The sequence below is a fragment of the Arthrobacter sp. 05L45_2 genome (genome assembly GCF_056397525.1).
On the sequence record NZ_JBFTNO010000016.1, the window covers coordinates 1 to 26,303 of the forward strand.

24 protein-coding genes and 2 pseudogenes are annotated in these 26,303 nt (G+C 68.3%); 12 read left to right on the forward strand and 14 right to left on the reverse strand.

Annotation, left to right across the window (positions count from 1 at the left end; translation table 11 throughout):
* Positions 1–62 precede the first annotated feature (62 nt).
* The 3 genes from AC1DHD_RS02560 to pta are packed head-to-tail and all read right to left on the reverse strand — an operon-like array spanning position 63 to position 4,008.
* On the reverse strand, positions 63–662 hold the full coding sequence (locus AC1DHD_RS02560; protein WP_476878182.1) for a GNAT family N-acetyltransferase: 600 nt from the start codon (positions 660–662) through the stop codon (positions 63–65).
* Between the two features lie 53 nt (positions 663–715).
* Complete coding sequence (locus AC1DHD_RS02565; protein WP_476878183.1) at positions 716–1,885, reverse strand: acetate kinase; 1,170 nt, start codon at positions 1,883–1,885, stop codon at positions 716–718.
* A gap of 8 nt (positions 1,886–1,893) precedes the next feature.
* Positions 1,894–4,008, reverse strand: coding sequence for a phosphate acetyltransferase (pta, locus tag AC1DHD_RS02570; protein WP_476878184.1), 2,115 nt, complete (start codon positions 4,006–4,008; stop codon positions 1,894–1,896).
* 91 nt (positions 4,009–4,099) lie between these two features.
* Here pta and AC1DHD_RS02575 point away from each other — a divergent pair, with 91 nt between their 5' ends.
* From AC1DHD_RS02575 to AC1DHD_RS02590, 4 genes are all read left to right on the forward strand, one after another.
* On the forward strand, positions 4,100–4,618 hold the full coding sequence (locus AC1DHD_RS02575; RefSeq protein ID WP_476878185.1) for a hotdog fold thioesterase: 519 nt from the start codon (positions 4,100–4,102) through the stop codon (positions 4,616–4,618).
* A 15-nt stretch (positions 4,619–4,633) separates the two neighbouring features.
* The gene (paaK, locus tag AC1DHD_RS02580; RefSeq protein ID WP_476878186.1) at positions 4,634–5,971 is read left to right on the forward strand and encodes a phenylacetate--CoA ligase PaaK; all 1,338 of its coding nucleotides are present in this window, start codon (positions 4,634–4,636) and stop codon (positions 5,969–5,971) included.
* Between the two features lie 99 nt (positions 5,972–6,070).
* Entirely contained in the window at positions 6,071–6,682 is a 612-nt protein-coding gene (locus tag AC1DHD_RS02585) for a TetR/AcrR family transcriptional regulator (protein WP_476878187.1), read from the forward strand.
* A gap of 73 nt (positions 6,683–6,755) precedes the next feature.
* A complete protein-coding gene (locus tag AC1DHD_RS02590; protein ID WP_476878188.1) occupies positions 6,756–7,640 on the forward strand; it encodes a DUF427 domain-containing protein in 885 nt (294 codons plus the stop codon).
* A gap of 129 nt (positions 7,641–7,769) precedes the next feature.
* Here the strand turns inward: AC1DHD_RS02590 and AC1DHD_RS02595 are convergent, their stop codons facing one another.
* Positions 7,770–8,177 carry a VOC family protein gene (locus AC1DHD_RS02595; protein ID WP_476878189.1) on the reverse strand — a complete coding sequence of 136 codons (408 nt, stop codon included), beginning with the start codon at positions 8,175–8,177 and terminating at the stop codon, positions 7,770–7,772.
* A gap of 144 nt (positions 8,178–8,321) precedes the next feature.
* Positions 8,322–10,432, reverse strand: a pseudogene (gene paaZ, locus AC1DHD_RS02600) (phenylacetic acid degradation bifunctional protein PaaZ).
* A gap of 172 nt (positions 10,433–10,604) precedes the next feature.
* Between paaZ and AC1DHD_RS02605 the strand changes: the two are divergent.
* Positions 10,605–11,039: a PaaI family thioesterase gene (locus tag AC1DHD_RS02605; protein WP_476878190.1), complete on the forward strand. Its 435-nt coding sequence runs from the start codon at positions 10,605–10,607 to the stop codon at positions 11,037–11,039.
* Here AC1DHD_RS02605 and AC1DHD_RS02610 read toward each other — a convergent pair.
* The 8 genes from AC1DHD_RS02610 to AC1DHD_RS02645 all read right to left on the reverse strand — a co-directional run bounded on the left by AC1DHD_RS02610 (position 11,036) and on the right by AC1DHD_RS02645 (position 19,291).
* A complete protein-coding gene (locus tag AC1DHD_RS02610; protein ID WP_476878191.1) occupies positions 11,036–13,666 on the reverse strand; it encodes a S1 family peptidase in 2,631 nt (876 codons plus the stop codon). The genes AC1DHD_RS02605 and AC1DHD_RS02610 overlap by 4 nt on opposite strands.
* A gap of 9 nt (positions 13,667–13,675) precedes the next feature.
* A complete protein-coding gene (locus AC1DHD_RS02615; RefSeq protein ID WP_476878192.1) occupies positions 13,676–14,407 on the reverse strand; it encodes a tyrosine-protein phosphatase in 732 nt (243 codons plus the stop codon).
* Positions 14,408–14,414: 7 nt separating this feature from the next.
* Positions 14,415–15,065 (reverse strand): GNAT family N-acetyltransferase, encoded by a 651-nt coding sequence (locus AC1DHD_RS02620; RefSeq protein WP_476878193.1) that lies wholly within the window; start codon positions 15,063–15,065, stop codon positions 14,415–14,417.
* Between the two features lie 28 nt (positions 15,066–15,093).
* Positions 15,094–15,975, reverse strand: coding sequence for a 3-hydroxyacyl-CoA dehydrogenase family protein (locus AC1DHD_RS02625; protein ID WP_476878194.1), 882 nt, complete (start codon positions 15,973–15,975; stop codon positions 15,094–15,096).
* Positions 15,972–16,805 (reverse strand): enoyl-CoA hydratase/isomerase family protein, encoded by an 834-nt coding sequence (locus AC1DHD_RS02630; protein ID WP_476878195.1) that lies wholly within the window; start codon positions 16,803–16,805, stop codon positions 15,972–15,974. Before AC1DHD_RS02630 ends, AC1DHD_RS02625 begins: the two co-directional genes overlap by 4 nt.
* Complete coding sequence (locus AC1DHD_RS02635) at positions 16,805–18,016, reverse strand: thiolase family protein (RefSeq protein ID WP_476878196.1); 1,212 nt, start codon at positions 18,014–18,016, stop codon at positions 16,805–16,807. Before AC1DHD_RS02635 ends, AC1DHD_RS02630 begins: the two co-directional genes overlap by 1 nt.
* Positions 18,017–18,134: 118 nt before the next feature.
* On the reverse strand, positions 18,135–18,800 hold the full coding sequence (locus AC1DHD_RS02640) for a pentapeptide repeat-containing protein (RefSeq protein ID WP_476878197.1): 666 nt from the start codon (positions 18,798–18,800) through the stop codon (positions 18,135–18,137).
* Positions 18,800–19,291, reverse strand: coding sequence for an SRPBCC family protein (locus tag AC1DHD_RS02645; RefSeq protein ID WP_476878198.1), 492 nt, complete (start codon positions 19,289–19,291; stop codon positions 18,800–18,802). The genes AC1DHD_RS02640 and AC1DHD_RS02645 overlap by 1 nt, the downstream gene beginning before the upstream one ends.
* A 146-nt stretch (positions 19,292–19,437) precedes the next feature.
* Between AC1DHD_RS02645 and AC1DHD_RS02650 the strand changes: the two genes are divergently transcribed.
* Both AC1DHD_RS02650 and AC1DHD_RS02655 read left to right on the forward strand, forming a co-directional pair.
* Complete coding sequence (locus AC1DHD_RS02650; RefSeq protein ID WP_476878199.1) at positions 19,438–19,614, forward strand: CsbD family protein; 177 nt, start codon at positions 19,438–19,440, stop codon at positions 19,612–19,614.
* A 189-nt stretch (positions 19,615–19,803) separates the two neighbouring features.
* On the forward strand, positions 19,804–20,589 hold the full coding sequence (locus AC1DHD_RS02655; RefSeq protein WP_476878200.1) for a dienelactone hydrolase family protein: 786 nt from the start codon (positions 19,804–19,806) through the stop codon (positions 20,587–20,589).
* A gap of 55 nt (positions 20,590–20,644) precedes the next feature.
* On the opposite strand, the gene AC1DHD_RS02660 is transcribed toward AC1DHD_RS02655, so the two are convergent.
* A complete protein-coding gene (locus tag AC1DHD_RS02660) occupies positions 20,645–22,102 on the reverse strand; it encodes an amino acid permease (protein ID WP_476878201.1) in 1,458 nt (485 codons plus the stop codon).
* 557 nt (positions 22,103–22,659) lie between these two features.
* Here AC1DHD_RS02660 and AC1DHD_RS02665 point away from each other — a divergent pair.
* The 5 genes and pseudogenes from AC1DHD_RS02665 to AC1DHD_RS02685 all read left to right on the forward strand — a co-directional run.
* Complete coding sequence (locus AC1DHD_RS02665) at positions 22,660–22,947, forward strand: hypothetical protein (RefSeq protein ID WP_476878202.1); 288 nt, start codon at positions 22,660–22,662, stop codon at positions 22,945–22,947.
* Positions 22,944–24,671 carry a hypothetical protein gene (locus tag AC1DHD_RS02670; RefSeq protein WP_476878203.1) on the forward strand — a complete coding sequence of 576 codons (1,728 nt, stop codon included), beginning with the start codon at positions 22,944–22,946 and terminating at the stop codon, positions 24,669–24,671. Before AC1DHD_RS02665 ends, AC1DHD_RS02670 begins: the two co-directional genes overlap by 4 nt.
* 117 nt (positions 24,672–24,788) lie before the next feature.
* A complete protein-coding gene (locus AC1DHD_RS02675; protein ID WP_476878204.1) occupies positions 24,789–25,538 on the forward strand; it encodes a lysostaphin resistance A-like protein in 750 nt (249 codons plus the stop codon).
* A gap of 78 nt (positions 25,539–25,616) precedes the next feature.
* A complete protein-coding gene (locus tag AC1DHD_RS02680; protein ID WP_476878205.1) occupies positions 25,617–26,057 on the forward strand; it encodes a VOC family protein in 441 nt (146 codons plus the stop codon).
* A 21-nt stretch (positions 26,058–26,078) separates the two neighbouring features.
* Positions 26,079–26,303 (forward strand): annotated as a pseudogene (locus tag AC1DHD_RS02685) (1,4-dihydroxy-2-naphthoyl-CoA synthase); the annotation flags it as partial.

Genomic DNA, 26,303 nt, shown 5'->3' on the forward strand with positions numbered 1-26,303 from the left:
GAGGCCACGCTTAGCGGCCACTTTCGTCACTTCGAGGCGTCAATTGGTCGGGTCAGCCCACGTCACGAACCCGCACCCGCACCCGCACCCGCACCACCCTGCCGGGCCCGCCATTCGTCGGCGAGCAGTGCGTAGACCACTTCGGTCGCCCACTCCCCCTTGTAATGCCACTTGTCCACCTGGGTGGATTCCAGGCGCATGCCAAGGCGGGTGCAGAGAGCTGCGGAGGAGGTGTTGAGGGCGTCGAGCTTGGCATCGATCCGGTGGAAGCCCAGCACTCCGAAGCCCAATTCCAGGATCGCGGCCGCCGCCTCCGCCGCGTACCCTTTCCCGCGGGCCGCCGGGGCCAGGCTCCAGCCAACCTCGGCCTGGCCGCGGCCGGGCAGCCATTTGAGGACCACTTCGCCAATCAGCCCGGGCGCCTCCGCGGCCTCGATGGCGAGGGCCACCCAGTCGCCCTCTTTCTCGAATTCGAAGTTGGCGTACTTGCCCACCTGCTCCATGGATTGGGTGTAGCTCTTGGCCTCCCGCGGCAGGAAGCGGGCCGTCTCGGGCAGCGAGTGGTAGGCGTGGAAGGCATCAAGGTCCGCGGCCTCGAACCGGCGCAGCACCAGCCGCTCAGTGCGGATGGGCAGGCTGAAGGGAAGGCTCGGGTCGGTCATGCCCCCACGCTACCCATCGATTGCTCCGCAGGTGCCGTTATGGGAAAAGGGGGTTACGGAGCAGTCGATGACTGGGTGACGACGGCGGCCGTGGCCTCGGCGATCGCGCGCTCCTCGTCAGTCGGCACCACCAGCACCGGCAGGGCCGATTCCGCGGTCGAAATCACCCGGGGTTCCTTAGACCGCTGGCGGTTCAGCCCGGCGTCGAGCTCCACGCCCAGCGCGCCCAACCGGTCYGCGACCAGGCTGCGGAACTGGTACGAGTTCTCGCCAATGCCGGCGGTGAAGACCAGTGCCTTCGCCCCACCGACGGCCACGTGATACCCGCCGATGTACTTCGAGAGCCGGTAGGAGGCCACCGCGAGGGCCATTGCGGCCTTGGCGTCGCCGGCGTCGGCGGCCTCCACCACGGAGCGCATGTCGTTGTTGCCGGCCAGGCCTTTCAGCCCGGAGCGCCGGTTGAGCATGGAGTCGAGGTCCTCGGCGGACCAGCCGGCCCGGGCCAGGAACACCAGGATCGAGGGGTCGAGGTCGCCGGAGCGGGTGCCCATCACGAGGCCCTCGAGCGGGGTGAACCCCATGGACGTGTCGACGGATTTGCCGCCGCGGATGGCGGTAACGGACGCGCCGTTGCCCAGGTGGGCGATCACGCCGTCGAACTCCTCCACCGGCAGGTCCAGCAGCGCGGCCGCCTGGTGCGCGACGTATTCGTGCGAGGTGCCGTGGAAGCCGTAGCGCCGGATGCCGTGGTTTGTATAGAGCTCGTCCGGCACGGCGTAGCGCCAGGCGTGYTCGGGCAGGGTGCGGTGGAAAGCAGTGTCGAACACGGCCACCTGCGGCAGTTCCGGCCATTTCTTGGCAATGGCGCGGATCCCAAGCACGTTGGCCGGGTTATGCAGCGGGGCGAGCGGGTTCAGCCGTTCGATGGCGCGGGCGATCTCGTTGTTGACCAGCACCGGCTCGGCGAAGCGTTCCCCGCCGTGGACCACACGGTGCCCGACGGCGTCGAGCGGCCGGTCGCCCAGAGCCTCGTGGATAGCGCCGTCCACCTGCTCAAGCGCCTCAGCGTGGTCGCGGGGGCCCTCGATCTCCCCGTCGCCGTCGCCGCCGTTGCCCATCCCGATTTTCTCCACCAGCCCCTCGGCGAGGACGCTGCCCGCCTCAACATCGCGGACCTGGTACTTRAGCGAGGAYGARCCGGAGTTGATGACGAGMACGAGCATGGGGCCTCCTAAGCCTTGGCTTCGACGGACAGGGTTGCGGACGCGGCGTCCTGGTCACCGGCCTGCGCCTGGATCGCGGTGATGGCCACGGTGTTGAGGATGTCGTCCACCGTGCAGCCGCGGGAGAGGTCGTTGACCGGCTTGCGGAGGCCCTGCAGGACGGGCCCGACGGCGACGGCCCCGGAGGACTGCTGGACCGCCTTGTAGGTGTTGTTGCCGGTGTTCAGGTCCGGGAAAATGAACACCGTCGCCTGCCCGGCCACGGTCGAGCCCGGCATCTTGGACTCGGCGATCGCGGCGTCAACGGCGGCGTCGTACTGGATGGGACCCTCGACGGCGAGGTCCGGGCGCCGCTGCCGCACGAGTTCGGTGGCCTGCCGGACGGCGTCCACCGCTTCGCCGGCGCCGGAGCCTCCGGTGGAGTAGGAGAGCATCGCGACCCGCGGTTCAACGCCGAACTGGGCGGCGGTTTCGGCCGAGGCGAGGGCGATGTCCGCGAGCTGCTCCACGTTGGGTTCCGGGTTGACGGCGCAGTCGCCGTAGACCAGCACCCGGTCCGGCATCAGCATCAGGAACACCGAGGAGACGATCTTGACGCCCTCGCGGGTCTTCACGAATTCCAGGGCCGGGCGGATGGTGTGTGCCGTGGTGTGGGCGGCGCCGGAGACCATCCCGTCCACCACCCCGAGCTGGACCATCATGGTGCCGAAGTAGCTCTCGTCCTGCATCACTTCGAGCGCCTTGGCCAGGTCCACCCCCTTGTGCGCGCGCAGTTCCGCGTACTTCTGCGCGAAACCCTGGCGCAATTCCGAGGTGGCCGGGTCCACAATGTTGATTCCGCTAAGGTCGATCCCCTGGGTGGCGGCGAGCTCGCGGACGTCGGCCTCGCGGCCCAGCACCGTCAGCTCACAGACGTCCCGGCGGTGCAGGATCTCCGCGGCACGCAGGATGCGGACATCCGAGCCCTCCGGCAGGACAATGTGGCGGCGCTGGGAACGCGCCCGTTCAATGAGGTCATGCAGGAACCGCAGCGGCGTCATCCGCTCCGGCCGCGGCAGGTGCAGCCGCTCCAGGAGTTCGGCCTCGTCCACCTGTTTGGCCCAGAGACCCAGCGCGGATGCGACCTTCCGGCGGTGCCCCGACCAGATTTCGCTGCGCACCTCGGAGACGCGCTTGGCTGTCATGTAGGTGTCATCCGGGGCCGCGAAGATCGGGAACGGAGCCTGCGCCAGCAGGGAGTAAATGGTGGGGTCCGGGGCCAGGCCACCGGTCAGGATCAGGGCCGACGGGACCGGGAACTCGGCCGAAAGGGAGGAGGCCAGGCAGGCCACCAGCACATCCGCGCGGTCGCCCGGCACGATCACCAGGGCGCCGTCGTCGAGCACGTGCAGGAAATTGGCCACATTCATGGCGGCCACCTTGACCGAACGGACATCCCGTTCGCGGTCCGGCAGCCCGGCTACCTGGCCCAAGCCCAGGGCGGTGGCGACCTCGCCGGTGGTGGGCCGGGCGATGTCCTCAAGCTCCGGGAAGACGTACACCGGCCGGCCGGAAGCGCCCGGCCGGACCGCCGCGGCGATCGCCTCCAGGTCCCGGGGCTCGGCGCGGTTGACCATAATCGCCAGCAACGTGCACCGTTCGGCGAGCAGTTCCTTGCGGGCCACCTCGACGGCGTCCGCGGTTTCGGCCACGGTGCGGCCCCTGGCTCCGACGACGGCGACCATGGGCGCCGCGAGGTTGTTGGCGAGCCGGGCGTTCAGGTCGAATTCGACGGCGGCGTCCTGGCCGGTCAGGTCTGTCCCCTCGATGATCACCACGTCGCAGTGGCGGGACATCTCCGCGAAGATCTCCACGCACCGCGAATCGATTTCCTCGCGTTTGCCCTCGGCCAGTAGGCCCCGCACTTCGGCGAAGGTCAGGCCGCCCCGGCAGCGGTCGTCGTCGAGGTCAAAGCGGGATTTCATCAGCGCGACCATCGGGTCCGCGTCCGCCCGGCCGTGGACCACAGGCTTGAAGAACCCGATGCGGTCAGCGTGGCGGTGCAGCGTGTCCGCCAGGCCCAGGGCTACCAGCGACTTCCCGGATCCCGGCGTCGTCGCACTGACATATATTCCTTTGGCCATGTGTCCCAGCATACTTACACCCCTTGACAGCGGGCACCCGAATGGGATTACCTAATGAACATTCGGTAAATAAAGCTGGAGGCAATGACGCATGGCTGAACTGACGATTTCCGGTGACACCCACCCCATCCTGAAGGACGACTACGCCTCCGAATGGATGGGCGTTGAGGTTCTGGCCCTCGCCGACGGCCACGCCACCATCCGGATGCCCCTCCGGCAGGAAATGCTCAACGGCTTCGGCATGGCCCACGGCGGCATGATCTTCGCTTTCGGCGATACCGCCTTCGCCCTCGCCTGCAACCCGGCGGCCCCAGCAGCGTCCGACGCCGGGTCCATCACCGTSGCGTCCGGYGTSGACATCAACTTCATCAAGCCGGCSTTCCGYGGGCARATCCTSACCGCCGTCGCSAAYCACCGTGCCAGCACCGGACGGAGCGGCCTGTACGACGTCCAGATCTACGCCGCCGACCCCGGAACAGCGCAGGCCCCGGCCGGTTCCCCCGCCGGCGCCGCATCCCCCACGCTCCCGGGCGAGCTTCCTTCCGACACCGCCCCGGGCGARCTCATCGCCGAGTTCCGCGGCCGCAGCCGCACCATCTCCAAGAAATAGAAACGTAGGACACCGATGACCACCCCCACCGCTGAATCTGCCCTCGCCGCCAGCGACGCCGTCCTGGACCGCGAAGAAACCATCTCCCGCGACGAGCTCGAGGCGCTGCAGCTCAGCCGCCTTCAGCACACCGTCGCGTACGCCTACGACCGCGTGCCCCTCTACAAGCGGAAGTTCGACGAGGCCGGCGTGCACCCCTCCGAYCTCCGCGAGCTCGAGGACCTGGGGAAGTTCCCGTTCACCACGAAGGAAGACCTGCGGCTCGAGTACCCCTTCGGGATGTTCGCCGTGCCGCAGAACGAGGTGGCCCGCATCCACGCCAGCTCCGGCACCACCGGACGCGCCACCGTTGTGGGCTACACCAAGAAGGACCTCGCCGACTGGGCCAAGCTGGTGGCCCGCTCCCTGCGCGCCTCCGGTGTGCGTCCGGGCATGAAGGTCCACAACGCCTACGGCTACGGCCTGTTCACCGGCGGCATGGGCGCCCACGCCGGCGCGGAGGCCCTCGGCTGCACCGTCATCCCGATCTCCGGCGGCCAGACCGAACGCCAGATCACGCTGATCCAGGACTTCAAGCCGGACGCCATCCTGGCCACCCCGACCTACCTGTTGACCATCGCGGACGCCATGATGAAGCAGGGCATCGACCCGGCCTCCACCTCGCTGAAGTTCGCCGTGCTGGGCGCCGAGCCCTGGACCGAGGAAATGCGGCACGAGCTCGAAGTCACCATGAACATCAAGGCYTGCGACATCTACGGCCTSTCCGAGGTCATGGGACCCGGCGTCGCCGGCGAAGCCGTGGAGACACAGGACGGCAGCCACATCTGGGAGGACCACTTCCGCCCCGAAATCATCGACGCCTTCGACCCCTCCGTGGTCTTGGGCGACGGCGAACCCGGCGAGCTGGTCTTCACCTCGCTGACCAAGGAGGCGCTGCCGATCATCCGGTACCGCACCAAGGACCTCACCCGGCTGCTTCCCGGCACGGCCCGCCCGGCCCACCGCCGTATGGGACGCATCACCGGCCGCAGCGACGACATGATCATCCTGCGCGGCGTGAACCTGTTCCCCTCGCAGATCGAGGAAATCGCCCTGCGCATTCCCGAGCTCAGCCCGCACTTCCAGCTGGAACTCACCCGCCCCGAAGGCCAGCGGATGGACCAGCTCACGGTCAAGATCGAGCGCCGCGAAGCGGTCAGCGCCGAGGGCAGCGCCTCGGCGGCGAAGGTTCTGCAGCAGCAGATCAAGATCCACGTCGGCTCCTCCTGCACCGTCGACGTCGTCGATCCCGGTTCGCTGGAGCGCTCCAACGGCAAGCTGCGCCGGATCTACGACATGCGTCCGAAGGGCTAATTCCGCCCTGCGGGTCCGGCCACCCGGCCGGACCGGCAGCCGCGACTCCCGGCGTCGCGGCTGCCGGACTGACCGACCGTTCATGAGAAACTAGCGAGTATGCCCAGCACAGCTACCACCGCCAAGCGCGGCCGCCCCGGCTATGACCAGCAATCAGTGCTGCTGATCGCCGTCGACGTCTTCAACCGGCACGGCTATGACGCCACGTCAATGGGCATCCTTGCCGAGAACCTGGGCATCTCGAAGTCGGCCATCTACCACCATGTCCCGTCCAAGGGCGATCTCCTCAAGCTGGCCCTGGACCACGCCCTCGGCGGCCTGGAAGCCATCCTGGACCAGCCCGGGGCGCAGACCGGATCGGCCGACGCCCGGCTGGAATTCGTGCTCCGCGAGACCATCTCCGTCCTGGTGGAGCGGCTGCCCTTCGTGACCCTGCTGCTCCGGCTGCGCGGCAACACCGAGATCGAACGCGACGCCCTGGAACGCCGCCGCACCTTCGACCACAAGGTGGCGGCCCTGATTTCCGCGGCCCGCGACGAGGGTTCCCTGCGCCAGGACATCGACCCCCGCACCGTCACGCGGCTCCTGTTCGGCACCATCAACTCGATCGTCGAGTGGTACAAGCCCGGCGGTTCGCTCTCGCCCGGGAAGCTGGCCGACGACGTCATCACCATGGCGTTCCACGGCCTGCACGTCCCCGGCCGGGACTAACCCACCCTTCCGCCCGGGGCCGTCCCGGGCTGCTGCCATTGACGGGCCGCTTGCCGCGGGCCACGCTGGGAGGATGGCCACCAGGTTATCCGAAGTGCTGATGGGCACCTTCCCCCAGTTCCGCTACGAGCCCACGGCCAAGAGGATCCGCGCCAGCCACGACGGCGTGCCGGTGGTGGACACTTCGCGCGCGTACTTGGTCTGGGAGCCGCGGCGGATCACCCCGATCTTTGCCGTCCCGGAGCAGGACCTGCTCGCCGGGCTCGCCGCCCCGTCACTGCCGGCGGCCGACGTCGAAGAGCACGCCTTCGCGATTCGGGCGGGTACTGCTGCCACGTCACTGGACCCCGTCACCGGCTTTGGCCGGCATACCGCGCCGGGCGAGGAGCTCGACGTCGTGACGCCGTCGGCCACGGTCGCCCGCGCCGCCTTCCGGCCCGCGGATCCGGACCTTTCCGGGCACATCGTCCTGGACTTCGCGGCCTTCGACTGGCTCGAGGACGACGAAGAGATCATCGGCCACCCCCGGGATCCGTTCCACCGGGTGGACATCCGCGCGTCGTCGGCGGAGGTGGAAGTGGCGCTCGACGGCGTCACGCTGGCCCGCACCACCGGCGCGCAGCTGTTGTACGAGACCATGCTGCCGGTCCGCTACTACTTCCAGCCCGCGGACGTGCGGCTGGACCGGCTGGAGGCCAGTCCCAAGCGGACCGTCTGTCCGTACAAGGGCCAGGCCAGCTACTGGAGCTACCCGGCGTCGGACCAGGGCGGCAACATCGCCTGGAGCTACGACCGGCGGTTCCGCGATGCCGCCCAGATCCATGGCCTCATCTGTTTCTTCAATGAGCGCGTGGACCTGAAGGTCAATGGGGTGCTGCAGCCCCGGCCGGTGTCGCCGTGGTCCCGCCCGGACCGGCCAGGCGGCCCGGGCGGCCCGGGCGGCCCTGGGGCGCATTGACCCCCTGCCCGGCCTCTCGGGGAGGAAATACCGGCGTGTCCGTGTCGATGTGCCCCGGCCGCGCAGCGGGAGGCGGCAGGCCCGTGCGCAGAACAGCACCCCGGAGGACCGGGGTGCTGTTGACCGTGCTCAGAGCTGGTAGTCGGCCGCCGTCATGATGTTCTCGTGTACGCAGAGGACATTATGTTCGGAGTCCATGAACCAGGCGCACTTTTCAGAATCCGTAGTGCAAATGTGGTTCTCGGTCTTGAGGTCGGGCAGGTTGTAGTCCTGGAACATTACGCCCCGGGCTTCCATCTCCCTGACGGTGCGCTCGATCTCGCTGACTTCGAAACTCAGGGTGGTGTGCTCGGAATGCTTTCCATCCCTGACTGGCATCAGCTGCAGCATCGGGCCGCCTTCTGAGCCGAACATTTCGCTTCCGTCCTCTGCCACGCCACGGTGCGGGAGCCCCAGGGTGTCCGCGTAAAAATGCCGGGCACGCGCTGCATCATCAACTGGCAGGACTGTTGTGGCTTTGCTGAGTACTAGGGACATTTCGCCACCTCCTACGAGCACGATTTTACGCCGCAGCAGGGTGGAAAGAGCCCGCCCCTCCCCGGTTGCCCTATCACTTATGGTTGCCATTCCGGGGTTTTAGCAGCCACAAGTGATAGCGCAACGGGGCGGAGGAGGGAGCGGTTACTTCTCGACGAGGGTCAGGACGTCGTAGGTGGCGACGATCTCGTCGTTCTGGTTGGTCAGGACGGCGTCCCAGGCCACCTCGCCGTACTCGTCGGTCTCACGCGGGGTGATCTTCTTGGCCGTCAGGGTGACGCGGATGGAGTCGCCGGCCGCGACGGGGGTGATGAAGCGCAGGTTCTCCAGGCCGTAGTTGGCCAGGACCGGGCCCGGAGCGGGTTCGACGAACAGTCCGGCGCCCCAGGCCAGCAGCAGGTACCCGTGGGCCACGATGCCCGGGAAGAACGGGTTGGCTTCCGCGGCTTCCTGGTTGGTGTGGGCGTAGAAGGTGTCGCCGGTGGAGTTGGCGAATTTCGTGATCTCGTCCAGGGAGACCTCACGCAGCTCCGAGCGGATGGCGTCGCCGATGTGCAGGGTGGACAGCGGCTTCCGGAACGGGTGCTGGCCCTCGGTGTCGAGGGTGAAGTTGCGGTCGGCGCCGGTGTGCCAGACGCCGGTGACGGCGGTTAGCATGTTGGGCGAACCCTGGATGGCGGTGCGCTGCATGTGGTGCATCACCGAGCGGATGCCGCCCAGTTCCTCGCCGCCGCCGGCACGGCCCGGGCCGCCGTGGACCAGGTGCGGAACCGGGGAGCCGTGGCCGGTGGAGCTGCGCGCGTCCTCGCGGTTGAGCATCAGCACCCGGCCGTGGTGGGCAGCGATGCCCGTGACCAGTTCACGGGCCACGTCGGGGTCGTTGGTGCAGACGGAGGCCACCAGTGAGCCGCCGCCCCGGGCCGCGAGGCGGACGGCGTCGGCGAGGTCGGTGTAGCCGATCACGGAGGAGACGGGGCCGAAGGCTTCCAGCGAGTGGACCTCTTCGGCTTCCGGGTTGGCCCAGCTCAGCAGCACCGGGGACATAAACGCACCGCCGTCGACGACGCCGATGCTGCCGTCGGCGCTGGTGACCTTCGGTGAGTCAAGCGTGCCGTAGGCAAGCTCCCCGCCGGCGTCGAGCATGGACTGGACGGCGGCACGCACGTCGGCGAGCTGGTCGAGCGAGGCGAGGGCACCCATAGTGACGCCCTCCGCGCGGGGGTCGCCCACGACGACGCGCTCGGCGATCCGCTCCCCCACGGCGGCGACGACGTCGGACACCAGGTCCTGCGGCACGATGGCACGGCGGATGGAGGTGCACTTCTGGCCGGCCTTGACGGTCATTTCGGTGACGAGCGACTTGATGAACGCGTCGAATTCCGGGGTGCCCTTGACGGCGTCCGTACCGAGGATCGCGGCGTTGAGGGAGTCTGTCTCGGAGGTGAAGCGCACGCCGCCAGTGACCACGTTGGGGTGGGACTTGAGCGTGTTGGCGGTGGCCGCGGAGCCGGTGAAGGCGACGAGGTCACGGTAGTCGAGGTGGTCAAGCAGGGTGCGGACGGAGCCGGAGACCAGCTGCAGTGAGCCTTCGGGCAGGATCCCGGACTCGTCGATGGCCTTCACTACAGCAGCCGCGACGTAGCCCGTGGGGGTGGCCGGCTTGACGATGGTGGGGACGCCGGCGATGAAGGCCGGGGCCAGCTTCTCGAGCATGCCCCAGACCGGGAAGTTGAAGGCGTTGATCTGTACGGCGACGCCGGGAATCCGGGTGTAGATGTGCTCGCCGGCGAAGGAGCCGTCCCGCGAAAGCACCTCCATGGGSCCRTCCACYACCACCTGGGCGTTGGGCAGTTCGCGCCGGCCCTTGGAGCCGAAGGTGAAGAGCACGCCGATGCCGCCGTCGATRTCGAYCATCGAGTCGATCTTGGTGGCGCCGGTCTGCGCGGAGAGGGCATAGAACTCGTCGCGGCGGCCGTTGAGGTACTGCGCCAGTTCCTTAAGCTTGAGGGCGCGCTGGTGGAAGGTCAGCTTGCCCAGTTCCGTCTGGCCGGTGGTGCGGCCGTAGTCGACGACGCCGGCAAGGTCGAGGCCCTCGGTCTCACCTTGGCCAGAAGTTCACCCGTGCTGGCGTCCAGGACGTCGGCCGCACCGGCGGCTGAGGCGGCGTCCGGGGTCCACCAGGAGTTGCGGATGAAGCTGGGAACGATCTCGACGGTGCCCACTGAGGGTTCCGGAGCAGTTGCAGTGGTGGTCATCGTTGACGGGTCCTTCCAACGCGGGGCAAGATCACGCGGCCAGCGCATTACTGACCGTCCGTTCGGTAATATGTCTACAGTACATGACTGAGCCGTGCGGCACACTAGTACCGGCACGACTACCGGCACCACTGCCGGTCTGTGACCGGGCAGAGCCCCCGAAGGAGACGCAATGACCACCGATCCCCGCGGTACCGACCTGTGGACCATCACGCTCGGCGAACTTGACGAAAAGATGGGCGTCAAGATCCTCGAGCAATCAGTGGAGCGCGTTGTGGCGACCATGCCGGTGGAGGGCAACCGCCAGTCCTTCGGCCTGCTGCACGGCGGTGCCTCGCTGGCCGTGGGCGAGGCAGTGGGCTCCTGGGCCGCGGTGATTCACGCCAGCACCATGGGGAAAACAGCGGTGGGGGTGGACGTCTCGGCAACCCATCACAAGTCCGCCCGCGGGGGGCTTGTGACGATCACCGCCACTCCCGTGCACCTTGGCGGCACGCTGACCACTCACGAGGTCCTGATCACCAACGAAGCCGGCGACCGGCTGTGCACCATGCGGATCACCAACCTGCTGCTGGACCGGAAGAACCAGCCAGGGCCGAAGCCCTAGCGGACGGCCCGACGCCGGCTGGCGGCCAGCAGCGCGCCGCCAAGCAAGAGCGCCCCTGCTCCCCAGCCGGCGGCGGTCAGCGCACCGCCCGCGCCGGTGCTGGCCAAGGCCGCCGGGCCGCCCGGCTGCTGGACGGGGCGGCCTGCCCCCAGGGCGGCTGCTCCCGGGGCGGGGGCGGCAGGTCCCGCAGCGGCGGCGGGTCCCGCCGAGGCGGYAGGTCCACCCGAAGCGGCCGCAGCTGCCGGCTGATCAATACGGAACCGGAAACCCATCGGCGCCGAGGCAACCCCGTCGACCGACTGGGACACCGACACGGTATGCGGGCCCACGGCCAGGCCGTCCGGGACGGCCACACTCCAACGCCCGCCGGCCACCACAACCTGCGGCACCAGCGACGCGGACACTCCCTTCGTCCCCATCCCGGCGGCGCCGGCGCGCGCTTGCCCAACGGCCTGGCCGTCGATCAGTACCGTGACGGAGGCTGCGTCCACGCCGGTCCCCGAGATCGCGGCGGGCACCTCGCCCTGGCGGAACGAGGCCCCGGCCCAGTCCCCGTCGACCACTGGGGCCGGCGGCCGCACACTGAACTCCGCCGTCGTCGTGGGGCTGTCCGCGTGGCCGGCCGAGGCCTGGACCGCGGAGACGGTCACCTTGCCGTAGACCGGTTGGTTGCCCAGCGGGATACTCCACTGTCCGTCCGGCGCGACCGTCGCCGAGCCCGCCAGATCGCCGGAAAGCGTCACAACGCTGCCCGGGGTGCCTGTGCCTTCGACGCTGTCGAGGCCCGTGCTGGTGGATCCCGGCGCGGGCGTTGTGATTGCGGGCGCCGGCAGGGCCGAGACGTTGAGGCGGAAGTCCTTGGCCCCGGACTTGCTGAAGCCGTTGACGGTTTCGGCTGTGAACTGGAACGGGCCCTCGGCTGCGGGTGCGCTGAACGACCAGTTGCCTGCCGCGTCCACCGGGAGGTCGACGGCGGCCTGGTCCTGCCGTGTCAGGCGGACCTTGGAGTCGGCGGCAACGGCCGAGGCGGGGGCGGCGGCCACGTGCCCGCGGATGACGGAGCCGGGCAGGACCGTGCCGCCATCGGCCGTTCCGGCCAGGGTTGGTTTGTTGAGGAACAGCCGGAGCTGGACGGGGCCAGGCACGTACCCGAGCGCATCCTGCAGTGTGGTGGCGACGGCGAAGTTCTGCGTGGCGTCCTTCGGTTCGCCGGCGGAGTGGGTGCCGACCGCGTAGTTGCCGCTGATCCAGGGGCCGCCTGAGTCGCCGCCGCTGGACTGGACGTCGTGGGACAGGAATCCCTTGAAAGCGCGCAGGTCTGCCGGGTCCGTGGTCCGTCCCGCCACCACGTAGATGCCGGTCTCGGCCACCGTGCCGCAGGACCACCCGGTGGTCCGGCCGGAGCGGCACACGGCCTGGCCCTGATATGGCGCGGTGGTGCCGATGATCTTCACGGACGTCCGGGCGGGCGCGGCAGGGTTCTGCCAGGTCGTGGCCGACGACTGAACGTCGAGGCCGGGCCGCACGTCTTTGATCACGGCGATGTCGGTGCCGATGTTGCCGGGGGTGGCCTCGGTCCCGGTGATGGCCGAGTTGTTGGGGCCGCCGAACTGGCTGAAGCCGAACGTTCCGAGGAGCCCGGGAACAGCTGGCAGCGCCGTCGTCGCGCCGCCCGCCGGTGCCGCGGTGGAGGGTTCGACGTCGGCCCGGGCTGCGGCTCCGTCCTCGGCGCAGTGGCCGGCGGTGAGGACCAGCGGCAGGCCGTGCGGATCGAAGGCGCCGAAACCGGCGGAGCAGATGGTCATGTTGTCGATGACAAAGCCCTGGCCGCCGAAGTAGTCCTCCTCGGTTTTGATGGCTGCGCCCTTTTCCAGCTCCACGTTGGCGTAGCGCGCCACGAAGTCTGCCGCCGAGGTCTTGCCGGGAGCGGGCTGCGCTGCCGGATCGGCGGTGCCGGGCGCGGGCACCTGGAACGGGCGGACGATGCCGGGCACCAGGGCGCCGGCGGTGCTGGCCTCGGCGCTGTTGGTGCCGCCGGTGCGGATGATGAAGTGCCCGTCCGCGTAGGCGACGGCTTGCAGCCCGGCTGGCCCCACATCACGGACGTAGGCCTGGAAGAGCTGTTCGGCGCTGCCGGCGCGAAGTTCGGGCGCGGCGCCGGGTGCCGCCTTCGGTGTTGCCTTGGGAGCCGGCGAAGCTGAGGGTGAGGGTGCCGGAGTTGCCGCGGCACTCCCCGCGGGTGCCTCGAGCACGATGTCGGCCGGGGCGGTCTTGTTGAGTTCGTTGACGCCCGCCTGGAGCTCGGTCCCGTGACCCTGGACCACGATTTTTCCGTCCCGCAGGACGATCCCGAGGTACCCCGGCAGCGCGCGCAGGGTGGTGGCTGCGGCGGCGGCCCGTTTGGCCTGCGTACCGGCGGCGTTGAACTCTTCCATCGTCATGCCCAGGTCCCGTTGCACGGCTTCGGCAAGTCCGGCGTCGCTGATGTCCGGTGCCGCCGGGGAGGACGCGGCGGGGTCGGGGGCGCTGGCTTCGGCGTAGGCAGGGACGGCCAGCGAAGACCCTCCGAGAGCAACGGCGGTGGCCGCCACTGCCCGCATTACAAGCCGGTAGGTGGGAGTCTTCACCCGGTTACTCTAACGCGCCAGTTTGCCCCGGATGGCGGCCAACTCGTGGACCGTTACGCCATTGTGGCCCAAAAATTCGGCGGTGGTTACCTCCCGGACGAACCGCAGCAGGCTGTTCCGGCGTCGTTCAATCAGGGGCGCCAGGACGTCCTCGGGAAGGTACCGTTCGTGCGGGTGGGGCGTCCCGGACCGGCGGTGGTGCTCATTGATTCCCCGCATGGCGCGTTCGTAGGCCGCCGCGATGGCGGGCTCCCCGGCCCCGCCGAGGTCCTGGAGCATAGCCGCGATCATGCCGCTGCGGTCCCGGCCGGCGGAGCAGTGGATGACGACGCCGCCGCGCGCTGCGGCCACAGCCTTGAATACCTGCGCGAGCTTCCCGGGGAAGATCCTGGCGTTGTCCCGATAGTACGCGGGGTCGTTCAGGTAGGGAACGCAGAGTTCACGGAATTCGCTGTTCGCCGGGTCCTCCGTGGGGGCGTGCACGACGTCGAACGCGGCCAGGGTTTCGGCGCCCACCACAGGGTCTGTGTCGCGCCGGCGGACCTCCTCGGGGTTGCGCAGGTCAATGACTGTGCGGATGCCGCCGTCGTACGCCTGCTGCCAGCCGGTCTCGGTGAGCCATTCCCGGCGTCCCATCCGGTACACGTCCCCCGCAATATGCCAGGCGTTGACGGCACCGTCCCAATCCACGGCGCGGCCGTCATCCGGCGGGCCGGCCGGGGCAACGGGCTCCGGCCGCATCCCCGGGCTAGCCATCGGCCCGGCCGTCCGCCGAGCCCCGGCGGCGGCCGACGAGGCGGTATTCCAGGCCGGTCCGGACCATCGGCCATTCGTGTTCGAGGATGGAGAACACCACGGTGTCCCGGAGCTGACCGTCGGCCGTGCGGCTGTGGCTGCGCAGCACACCGTCCTGTTTGGCGCCGAGCCGGGCGATCGCCTCGCGCGACTGGTGGTTGAGCCAGTGCGTGCGGAATTCCACCGCCGGGCATCCGAGCGTCTCGAAGGCATGCCGGAGCAGCAGCAGCTTGGAGTCGGGGTTGCTGCCGCTGCCGTGGGCGGAGAGCGCGTTCCAGGTGGAACCGATTTCCACCCGCGGTGTGGCGGCGTCGATGTTCATGTAGGTGGTCATGCCGATGACCTGCCCTGGACCCCCGGTGGCCGGATCGAGCAGCCGCGTGGTGAAGGGCAGCATGGACCCTGCCTGCTGGAGGGCCAGTCGCCGGTCGATCTCGGCTGTCATGGCTTCCGGGGCCGGCACGGAGGTGTACCAGAGTTTCCAGAGTTCGCCGTCGCGGGCAGCTTCCACCAGCCCGTCGTGGTGCGCGTGGCTGAGCGGTTCCAGCACCACGTGCGTGCCGGTGAGGGTGATGGGTTCAATGCGCGGCGGGGCGGTAGTCACCGCTCCATCCTAGGCATGCCGGTCCGGCTCAGGCAGTCCAGTCGAAGAAGCCCTTGCCGGTTTTGCGGCCAAGCTCGCCGCGGGCCACCTTGTCCCGGAGGATCTGCGGCGGGGCGAAGCGTTCACCCAGCGTCGAAGCCAGGTATTCGGCGATGCCCAGCCGGACGTCCAGGCCCACAATGTCGGTGGTGCGCAGCGGGCCCGTGGGGTGCTTGTAGCCCAGGACCATCGCGTTGTCGATGTCCTCGGCCGAGGCCACGCCTTCCTCCACCATGCGCATCGCCTCCAGGGCGATGGCTACCCCCAGCCGTGAGGACGCGAAGCCGGGGGCGTCGTTGACGACGACGGCGGTCTTGCCCAGTGCCGCGACCCAGCCGCGGGCGTCCCGGGCGAGGGTTTCGCTGGTCTGCTCGCCGAGCACCACCTCGATCAGGGTGGAGGCCGGAACCGGGTTGAAGAAGTGCAGGCCCAGGAAGTTCTGCGGGCGCTTCAGCTCGCGGGCCAGGCCGTTGACGGACAGCGACGAGGTGTTGGAGGCGAGGTAGGCGTCGGCGCCGAGGCGTTCCTCGATCCCGCGCAGYGAGGCGACCTTCAGGTCCCAGTCCTCGGGTACGGCCTCGACAACCAACTGCCGATCCTTGAAGTCGTCGTAGTCCACAGTGACGGAGAGCCTGGAGACCATCTCGTCCAGGTTGCCGTCGGTGGCGCCGAGTTCGATGCTCTTGGCGGCGGCCGACTCCACCCGTTCCCGGGCGGCCTCGGCGGATTCGTCGTCGCGTTCCACCACCAGGACGTTGGCCCCGTTGATCAGGAAGGCGTGGGCGATGCCCGCGCCCATCCGGCCGCCGCCGAGCACTCCAACGGAGGCGGGGACGGCGGGAACGCTGGCGGGAACTAAGGGGCTGCTCATGGCTGCTTCTTCCGGTCTGAAGAGGTCTCTGGCGGTGCGGCCGGCAGTGCGGCCGACTTCTTGGCGGACTTTTTGTCCAGGAAGGCCTGCATCCGGTCGAACTTCGCCTGGGATTCGAAAAGGATGCCCTGGGCGAGCTGGTCGATCAGCGGGTGTGCCTCGGCCGGGGCATGGAACACGGATTTGGTGATCCGCACGGCGAGGGGGTCCTGCTGCCCGATCCGGTCCGCCAGCGCGTGGGCGCCGACCATCAGCTGCGCGGGTTCATGGACCTCGGTGATAAGCCCGACGGCGAGCGCCCGGTCGGCGCGGAGCACAGCGCCGGCCAGCAGGATGTCCTTCGCGACGGGCTCCCCCACCAGTTCCTTCAGGCGCCAGCTGGCCCCGGCGGCGGCGAGGATGCCCAGGCCCGTCTCGGGGTTGCCGATCCGGACCCCGGGGGTGYCGATGCGGAAGTCGGCCGCGTAGGCGAGCTCGGCCCCGCCGCCCAGGCAGAAGCCGTCGAGAGCGGCAATGACCGGCATCGGCAGCTTGGCGATGCGGACGAAGATGGTGGAGTTGATGCCCTGCAGGGCGTCGTCCCTGCGGCGTTCACGCAGCTGTGCGATGTCCGCSCCGGAGGCGAARACSCCCTCCGTGCCKGCSAKGATCARCACCTTCGGGGTCTGYTCCAGSKMGGCGCAGACSSSGTGGAGCTCGTCGACCATCTGCTGGTCGATCGCGTTGCGGACCTCTGGCCGGTTCAGCAGCACCACCAACCGGTCCTGCTGCTCCTCGACCAGGAGCGTGCTGAAGCCAGCGGTATCCAGGCAGGCGGGCTGGGCCGCCATTAGACGCGCTCCAGCAGCATGGCGGTGCCCTGTCCCACGCCGATGCACATGGTGGCCAGGCCGATCCGCGCATCTTCGCGTTCCATCCGCCCCAGCAGGGTGATCGCGATCCGGGAGCCCGACGAGCCCAGCGGGTGCCCCAGTGAGATCGCGCCGCCGTCGCGGTTCACAATCTCCGGGTCCAGACCCAGCCGGCGCACGGAGGCCAGGGACTGCGTCGCGAAGGCTTCATTGAGTTCGACGGCGCCGAGGTCACCGACGCCGAGGCCGGCGCGGGCGAGGACCTTTTGGGTGGCCGGGACGGGCCCGATGCCCATGATCTCGGGTTCGCAGCCGGCGGACGCCCCGTCGATGATGCGGGCCCGCGGGGTGAGGCCCAGCTTCTGGATGGCCGCCTCGGAGGCGACGATGATCGCGGAGGCGCCGTCGTTCAGGGTGGAGGAGTTGCCCGCGGTGACCACGGAGCCCCCGGCAACCACCGGCCGGAGATTGGCGAGCACGTCCATGGTGGTGCCGGCGCGCGGGCCCTCGTCGGTGTCGACCACCGTTTCGGCCTTGCGGGTCTTGACGGTCACGGGGACGATCTCCGCGGCGAAGCGGCCGGCGGCGATCGCGGCGAGGGAGAGTTCGTGCGAACGGACGGCGAACGCATCGGCGTCCTCGCGGGTGATGCCGTCCACGCGGGCCACTTCTTCCGCCGTTTCCGGCATGGAGTAGGTCATCTTGCCGTCGCGGGAAAGTTCACCCTTCTGGAACAGCGGGTTGGCGAAGCGCCAGCCGATGGAGGTATCAAAAATCTGGCCGGGCTTGGCGAAAGCGGTCTGCGGTTTTTCCTGCACCCAGGGGGCGCGGCTCATCGATTCGACGCCGCCGGCCACCACGATGTCCGCGGCGCCCGATTTGATCATCTGGCTGGCCATGATGATGGCGCTCAGGCCCGAGGCGCACAACCGGTTGACGGTGATGCCCGGGATGTGCAGCGGCAGGCCGGCCAGGATGGTGGCCATCCGGGCGACGTTGCGGTTTTCCTCGCCGGCACCGTTGGCGTTCCCGAGGATGACCTCGTCAATCGCGTCCGGGTCGACGCCGGCACGGGCCACGGCCTCGCGGACCACGAGTGCGGCCAGGTCATCGGGACGGACCCCGGAAAGGGCGCCCCCGTACCGCCCCACCGGAGTGCGGGCACCGCCAACAAGAAAAGCCTCGACCATGAGAACATCCTTCACCAAGGGAGCTGGGCCGCAATAAAATTACCGACCGTTCGTTCTATAAAGATTACACACCGGCCCAGCGGGGTCAACCGGACGGCCCCTGATGACGCCGCCGGGCTCAGGCGACCGTGATGCCCAGGTGGCCTGCCAGCAAGGGGGCGAGCAGGGTGAGCTGGTACTCGTCGACGACGATGCCGGAGAGACTGCCCAAGCCGCTCACAGAGCGGAATTCCGTGCCCCGGAGGTCAAAATCCTTGAGCCGGGCGCCGCTGAAGTCCACGCTTCCGATGGTGCAGTTCTTCAGCGCGACCCGGGTGGCCGTGCAGGAGCCCAGGTCCAGTTCGTTGATGATGCAGTCGCTGATCTGCACGTCGGTCAGTTTGGACCCCCGGAAATTGACGTAGTCCAGCTTGCCACCGTCGATCCGCACGGACTGCCAGCCGCTCTCATACAGTTCCGCCGAGCCCCAGCGCGGATTGCGGATCTCGACGTCGCGCAGGTGTGAGCGCGCGGCCGTCAGCACCGGGGCATACACCTCGGCCAGGATGCTGTCCCGGAACCCGGCACCGCGCAACTGGGTCTCGTTGAAGGAGGCGCCGTTGAACTCGCATTCGGCGAAGTCGGTGCCGCTGAGCTCCAGTCCGTCGGCGTCCGCGCGGCTGTACCGGACGCCGTCGTACCTCATCCCGCGGCGGAACTCCGGCGCGGGATCATCGACGAGGTCCGGGAGGCGGACCGGCGTGAGCCGCGGCGCGGTGATTTTGGATTTCCCCGACGCCGCCATCAGAGGCCTTCCGCTTTGCCGGCGATCTCGGCGAGGTCCCGGGCCAGGCCCTTGCGCGTGAGCCTCATCCCCAGCGGGCCAAAAACCACCATCGCGGCCCTGGCGAGCCGGGTGGTCCGGACTGGAACGGCGGTGAACGTCAGGGTGAGGTCCGTGCCGCCGTCGCGCTCCGCCAGGCTGAACCGGGACGTGTAGTCGGTGCCGCTCTGGCGGGCCTGCACGGTGGTGCTTCCGGTGCTCCCCGCACTGCCAGCGCGTCCCGGGGAGGGCGGTTCACAGCGGGAAACCCACATCTCCACGGTCTCGGGCCGGCCGAACATGGTCCGGGTCTCCCGCCAGCGGGTCCCTTCGGCATAGGCGCTGCCTGTGATGAGCTGGACGGATTGGACGGCGGACAGGGTTGCGGGCGAGCCGGGAATGTCCGTAACGACGGCCCACACCTTGGCCGCCGGGGCGTTCACGTGCTGGGTGAGGGTGGTTTTTAACTCCATGGTTCGAGCCTAGTCCGGCGCCCCAAGATCCCTCAGCCACACCCTGGCCGAAGTCCGCCGAAAAAAGGACTTGAATTAGTAAGCATGCTTCGTGTTAGGCTAAAACTGCGTTGAATTTCAACCGGAAACGAAAGGTGGAGCACACCATGGGTATCGGAGACAAGATTCAGAACGAAGCGGAGCACCTCGGCGGCAAGGCCAAGGAAGCTACCGGAAACGCCACGGACAATGACCAGCTGAAGGCCGAAGGCCAGAAGGACCAGGTCGTTGCCGACGCGAAGAAGGTTGGCGAGAACGCCAAGGACGCGTTCAAGCGCGACTAATCCGCACACAGACGGCGTCGGGCGTTCCTTTGGGGGACGTCCGGCGCCGTTTTTTGTGCTCTTTTCACTTTGGTGCCCGGCCGGATCTTGGGAGCCCCCGGCGCGCACGCGGTGCACACCCGGCGCGCTTCAGTGCAAGACTGTCGGCAACCGCCCGCGACCAGCGGGCAGGACGCCACAGGAGCGCAGATGGCCAGGAAAGCTTCGGACCCGAGCGGCCCGGATACAGAGCGGCACAATGTCGACCTGAGCGCGGCCGGTATGGCGGCCGGGGGCTCGCCCCGTCTTTACGGCTACCTCGCCGAGCCGGCCGGGGACGGGCCGTTTCCGGCCCTGCTGATGATCCACGAAGCGTTCGGGCTCGATGACATCACTATCCGGCACGCGGAACGGATGGCCGCCGCCGGTTACCTGACGCTGGCGGTGGACCTGTTCAGCGACGGCGGCGCGCGACGCTGCCTCGTGTCGACCATGCGCGCCGTCACGGCGGGGCAGGGACGTGCGTTCACGGATCTCGCCGCCGCACGGCAGTGGCTCTTGGATTCGGGCCGCACCACCGGGAAGATCGGCGTGATTGGCTTCTGCATGGGCGGCGGTTTCGCGCTCCTGCTGGCCAATGACGGGTTCGACGCCGCGGCCGTGAACTACGGGCGGCTGCCGAAGGACCCGGAAACGGCCCTCGCCGGTGCCTGTCCGATYGTTGCCAACTTCGGCGCGAAGGACCGTGGGCTGCGGAACGGGTCGGCGCAGCTGGAAGCGGTGCTCGGGACGCTGGGAGTGGTGCACGACATCAAGGAATTCGAAACTGCCGGCCACTCATTCCTCAACGACGCCGAGATCGGGCCCAGGCCCCTGCGTCCGCTGTTCCGCGTCCTTGGGGTGGGCCCGGATCCGCAGTCCGCCCCCGAGGCCTGGCACCGGATCGAGGAACACTTCGGCCGGTACCTGAAGAATCCCGGATCGACTGCTCCGTAACCGCCCTTTTGGGACCCCAAAACGGCGGTTACGGGGCAATCGATAGGGTTGGAGACTAGCTGAAGAGCTCGCTCTTGGGTTCGTTGTGCTTGACCTTCTGCCAGCCGAGCCAGAGCACCACCGCGAAGAACGGGATGGTCGCGAGGGTCCACAGGCCCAACTGGAACACCTCGCCGGTCTTGCTGGTCATCGTGTCGAAACCGATCAGCACCGTGATGGCGAGCAGTGCCACCAGGCCGGCCCAGCTGGTCCACGGTGAACCCGGCATCGGCAGGGACGAGGCGTTGCCCTTGATCTTCCGCAGCGCGATCTGGCTGGCGAAGATGGAACCCCAGGTGAAAATGACGCCGATCGAGGCGGTGTTCAGGGCGAGATCGAACGCGTGGGAGCCGCCCAGCCAGATGTTCAGCAGGATGCCCACGAGGTAGACCGCGCCGATCGCCAGGATCGCGGCATAGGGTACGTGGCTCTTGGACATCCGGGTCAGCCACTGCGGGGCGTGCCCGTTGTTGGCCATGGTGCGGAAGATCCGGCCGATGGAGTACAGGCCCGAGTTGCAGGAGGACAGCGCCGCGGTGATGACGATCATGTTCATCACATCGCCCATCCACGGCAGGCCCATCTGGCCGAAGACGGTGACGAAGGGCGAGGTGCCGGCCTTGTACTGGTCCGACGGCAGGAGCATGGCCAGCAGGGTGACCGAACCGACGTAGAACACCACGATGCGGATGACGACGGCGCGGATGGCCTTCGGGACCTCCTTGGCCGGGTCCTCCATTTCGCCGGCGGTGATGCCGACAAGTTCGATCGCGTTGTAGGCGAAGATCACGGCGTTGAGGACCAGGATCATCACCAGGGCACCCTTGGGGAACATCCCGCCGTCGCCGGCAAAGAGGTTGGTCACGGAGGCGTGGCCGTTGCCGACCTTGGCGTTGGTGACCACCATGAAGGTACCGACGGCCAGGAAGATCAGGATGGCGGCTACCTTCAGGACCGAGGCCCAGAATTCGAATTCGCCGAACGCCTTAACACTCAGCAGGTTCACGCCCACCAGCAGCAGCAGCGCCGCGATGGCCGTCAACTCGACCGGTACGTTGGGGAAGAAGAACTGGAAGTACAGGCCGATCGCGATCAGCTCCGCGATGCCGGTCATGGCCCAGTTGATGAAGTACATCCAACCGGAGAGGTAGGCGCCCTTCTTACCGAACATCTCCCCGGCGTAGCTGACGAAGGAGCCGGAGGTCTGGCGGTACATGATCAGCTCGCCCAGGGCCCGCATCAGCAGGTAGGCGATTACGCCGGCGATGGCGTAGGAGAAAATCAGCGCGGGGCCGGTGGAGGCCAGCCGGCCGCCGGCTCCCATAAAGAGGCCGACGCCGATCGCGCCGCCCATGGCGATCATGGTGACCTGGCGGCCACTCAGGGACTTCTTGTAACCCTCGGCGCTGAGGGTCGAGTCGACGGCGGTTTGCTCCGGCGCGCTCTTGGCTTCTGTGGAAGTACTTTGTGGCACAACWGTTCCTTGTATGTCGGGGTAGCGCCGCAGCGGGAGGCGGCTCCGGGAGCACAGGCACAGGCCCGTCCTGCGCCCTCAGCGGAGGAAGGCGGGCAGGGGCGGGGACCGGAACTCACAGGGGGTCGCAGCGTCGCGCGGCTCGTCCATAGTACTAGCTTTCGGGGCCTCACCGTGACGCGGGCAACATCCTCGACGGCCCGGAGGACGCCCCGCCGCGGCGCCAGGGCCGCCACGAATACGCATTTTTAGACAACGTTTTGATACATAAACGCTGGTCAGGCCGTTGTTTCCATTACTCTGAGCGAACCGGCGGGAACTTCCCCGCCGGTTCGCCTGCACACTTCGTTGCAGGCCATGGCAGAAGTGCCGTGAGTCAGGGGGAGACTATGAAACGGAGAGCGCTACTGCCTGCAGTGCTGCTTCTCGCTTTAGCGGGGTGTTCAAGCGGCGGCCCAGGGCCAGCCACATCCAGCGCCGGCACCACCGCAGCACCATCCGCACCAACATCATCAGCGTCAGGATCGGCGGCACCGGACACGTCCGCGCCCGCCGACGTGTCCACATCCCTGAACGCGCCCTACGCCTGGCGGCAGTACTCCTGCAGCCCCTCCGCGGACGGGTCCTGGTCGTTCAAGGGAACCCTCGATAACACCAGCACCAAGAGCAAGGTGTTCACCGTGGCGATCGCGGTCACCGCGGGTCCCCTGGTGGCAGGGCACACGATCATCACCAAGACCATCGCGGCCGGCCAGTCGGCCGACGTCGATGCACCCGACTTCGCCAAGACGAAGGACAAAACCACGGCCTGCACGCCGGTCGTTTCCGTAGAGGATGCCCCATGAAAAAACTACTTCTTGTCTCGGCGGTGGTTTTTGGCCTGGCGGCCGGCCCGCTCGCCGTCGCCCCGGCATTCGCGGAGACCGCTACTCCGGCGCCCTCGGACACCGCCAGCCCTACGGCGACGCCGACGGACACCCCGTCACCGACCGGCTCCGCCCCGGCACCGGCCGATCCCGCGCCGGTCATCAGCCCGACGCCGACCACCACGGCCACCCCGGATCCGACCTCACCGGCGGTCGACCCAACACCAACCCCGGCACCCACCCTGACTCCCCCGCCGGCGCCGGATCCCGTCGTCGTCGTCGGCCCGATCGGCCTGAAGTGGACCTCGCTGAGCGGTGCCGCCGGCGCCCTCGGCGCTCCGACGGCGAACCAGCTGTGTTCCGGCGACGTCTGCAGCCAGGCGTTCGCCGGCGGATCGGTCTACTGGACCGCGGCAACGGGCGCCCGGCTGGTCCTGCGGACCGCGGGCCACACCGGCCCCTGGTGGCATGCGAAGGGCGGAGCGGCCCTGTACGGCTACCCTGTCACCGACGAAACCGCGGTGGCGGGCGGGACCATCCAGAAGTTCTCCAGCGGCCGCTTCCTGACTTGGACCACCAAGGGAGTCCAGCAGATCTGGTCCCGCGGCGGGATCGGAAACCTATGGCGGGCACAGGGTGAAGCCGCCGGACTCGGGCTGCCAAGCACGGCCGAGGTCTGCGGACTGACCGCCCGGGGCTGCTACCAGTACTTCGCCAACGGCGCCGTGTTCTGGTCCCCGAAAACCGCGGCCCGGGTTGTCCAGGGCGTCATTTACACCCGCTGGAAGGCCTCCGGCGCACAGGCCGGCGTGATGGGCTATCCCACCACCGCGAAGGCGTGCGGGCAGGCCGCCGGCGGATGCCTGCAGCGTTTCCAGGGCGGAACCGTCTACTGGTCCTCGGCCACCGGAGCCTGGATTTCCCGCGGCGCCCTCGGCGCCCGGTACCTCCGGGTCGGCGAGACCCGGAGCAGCCTGGGCTACCCGCTGGCCAACGAGAAATGCGTCCCGGGCCAGTGCATCCAGGCGTTCCAGCGCGGCTTTGTGGGCTGGACCGTCAAACCCGGGTACCGGATCTTCGGGATGTCGGAGTGCCAGAACCTGAACAACGGCAAGTCCAAGTACTCCACGTACGGCGCGAACCGTGTGCTGCTGACCTGGACCCAGGGATACGGGCTGAACCATGCGACCAACCTGTACTGCATGAAGATCGCCGGAACGTATGTCCCGGACTGGCGCACCGACGGGTACGTGGGCAAATCCGGGTTCAAGCCGCCGGGAGTTCCGTCCGGCCCCACCCGGAACCTGTTCTCGCCCACGGGATCCTTCTCCGTGACCGAGGCGTTTGGTCTCGGCAACCCGGGCACCAAACTGGCATACCGCACGCTGAATCCCCGCTCGCGCTGGGGCGGCAACCCGTGGACGCCGACGTACAACAAGTACCACGAGTCCTCCTCGTGGGTCGGCTGGGACGAGAACATGTGGTGGTTCGCCAGCCTGGGCTACTACCGGCAGGGCGTGGTCATCAACTACAACCGGCCCACCATCGTCCAGGACGCCGGTTTCGCCATCTTCCTGCACATGAACAAGATCCCGACGGCGGGCTGCATCTCGCTCGATGACTGGGCCGTGGTGGATTACATCCGCAAGTCCACCCCGGGTGACCGGATCATCATGGGAACCTACTCGGCGCTCTTCCGCTAGGACTCCGCACCGTATCCACCACAGCTAACGCCCGGCGCCCTCGGCCCGGGCGTTAGCTGTCTCCGGACCCACCCAGGCCCACCGCGCGGGCCCGCCGCGCGGGCTAGGCTTGGTGGCATGGGCACCGCACTCCGACAACCACCCGCGCCGCGTCCCGAACTGTATGCCTTCTCCCGGCTGGACTACGTCACCGCGGGCACCTATGTGGCGGTTGCGGCGTTCTTCGCCACCGCGTCCGGGCTGCTCGCCCCGCTGGTGGTGCACCTCTCGTCCAACCCGGCTGTCGTCACTTACGCCGTGAACCTGGTGTTTTACGCGGCCATCGGCCTGCTTGCCCTCTCCGCCGCCCACCAGGTGGCGCGCCGGGATCTCCGGGTGCTGGCCACCAGGCCGTGGTTCACCCTGCTGATGGTGCCSCTGGCCGTGGTGGCCGCGATGATCCTSACCGCCGTTCTGGTCGCCGTCACCGGTCCGCCGCAGACGTCCGCCAACCAGGCCGGACTGCAGGCCCTGATGCAACAGGTTCCCGCCTGGCTGATGGTGCCGCTGCTGGTGATTGTGGGGCCGTTCGTCGAGGAGTACATCTTCCGGCATCTGCTGATCGGCAAACTGAGCCGGCGGCTGAACATCTGGGTGTGCTGCGCCCTGTCAGTGGTGCTGTTCGCGGCCCTGCACATCGTGGGCCAGGAAGCGCTGACCCTGCCGGCCCTTATGCCGTATCTCGCTATAGGGGCGGTTTTGGTGTTCGCCTACGTCTGGACCGGCAAGAATCTGATGTTTTCGTATTCAGTCCACGCCGCCAAGAACCTGCTGGCCGTCATCTTTATCTACGCGATCCCGCCCGAAGTCCTCGAGCAGCTCCAGTAGGCCGCCTAAAAGCCGGTGCGGGACGGAACTTCCGCCCCGCACCTAGCTTCCGGGCCGCCGTCGTCGTAGGTTTTTCCCATGGCACTGAACATCCAGATAGCTGTCGATTGCCTTGACCCGCATGCCCTTGCCGACTGGTGGGCCGAGACCCTGGAATGGGCCGTCGAACCGCAGGATGAGGCCTTCATCCGGTCCATGATCGAGCAGGGCTTCGCGACGGACGCGGAGACCAAGCTGCACCACGGGAAGCTGGTCTGGCTGACCGGCGCCGCGATCCGTCCGCCGGGGGACCTCGATGCCAAGCCGCCCACCCGCAGGATCCTGTTCCAGACAGCGCCCGAACCGAAGACCGTGAAAAACCGGATCCACTGGGACGTAAACCTGGCCGGGGCGGACAAGGACGCGGCACGGGCAGCCCTGGAAGCGCGCGGCGCCACGTTCCTCTGGACTGCCAATGAGGGCCCGCATTCCTGGCACACCATGGCGGACCCGGAGGGCAACGAGTTCTGCATCAGCTGAGCCGATTACTACACTCGGACTGTGAGCAACGAAATCCCCGCCAAGGTGTCCGACGTCTTTGACCCCACCCGCTGGCGCACCGTGACCGGCTTCGACGACTTCCAGGACATGACGTACCACCGGCAGGTGGAGCGCGCCGCGGACGGCACCGTGGTGCGGGACCTGCCCACCGTCCGGATCGCCTTCAACCGGCCCGAGGTCCGCAACGCGTTCCGGCCCGGCACCGTCGATGAGCTCTACCGGGCC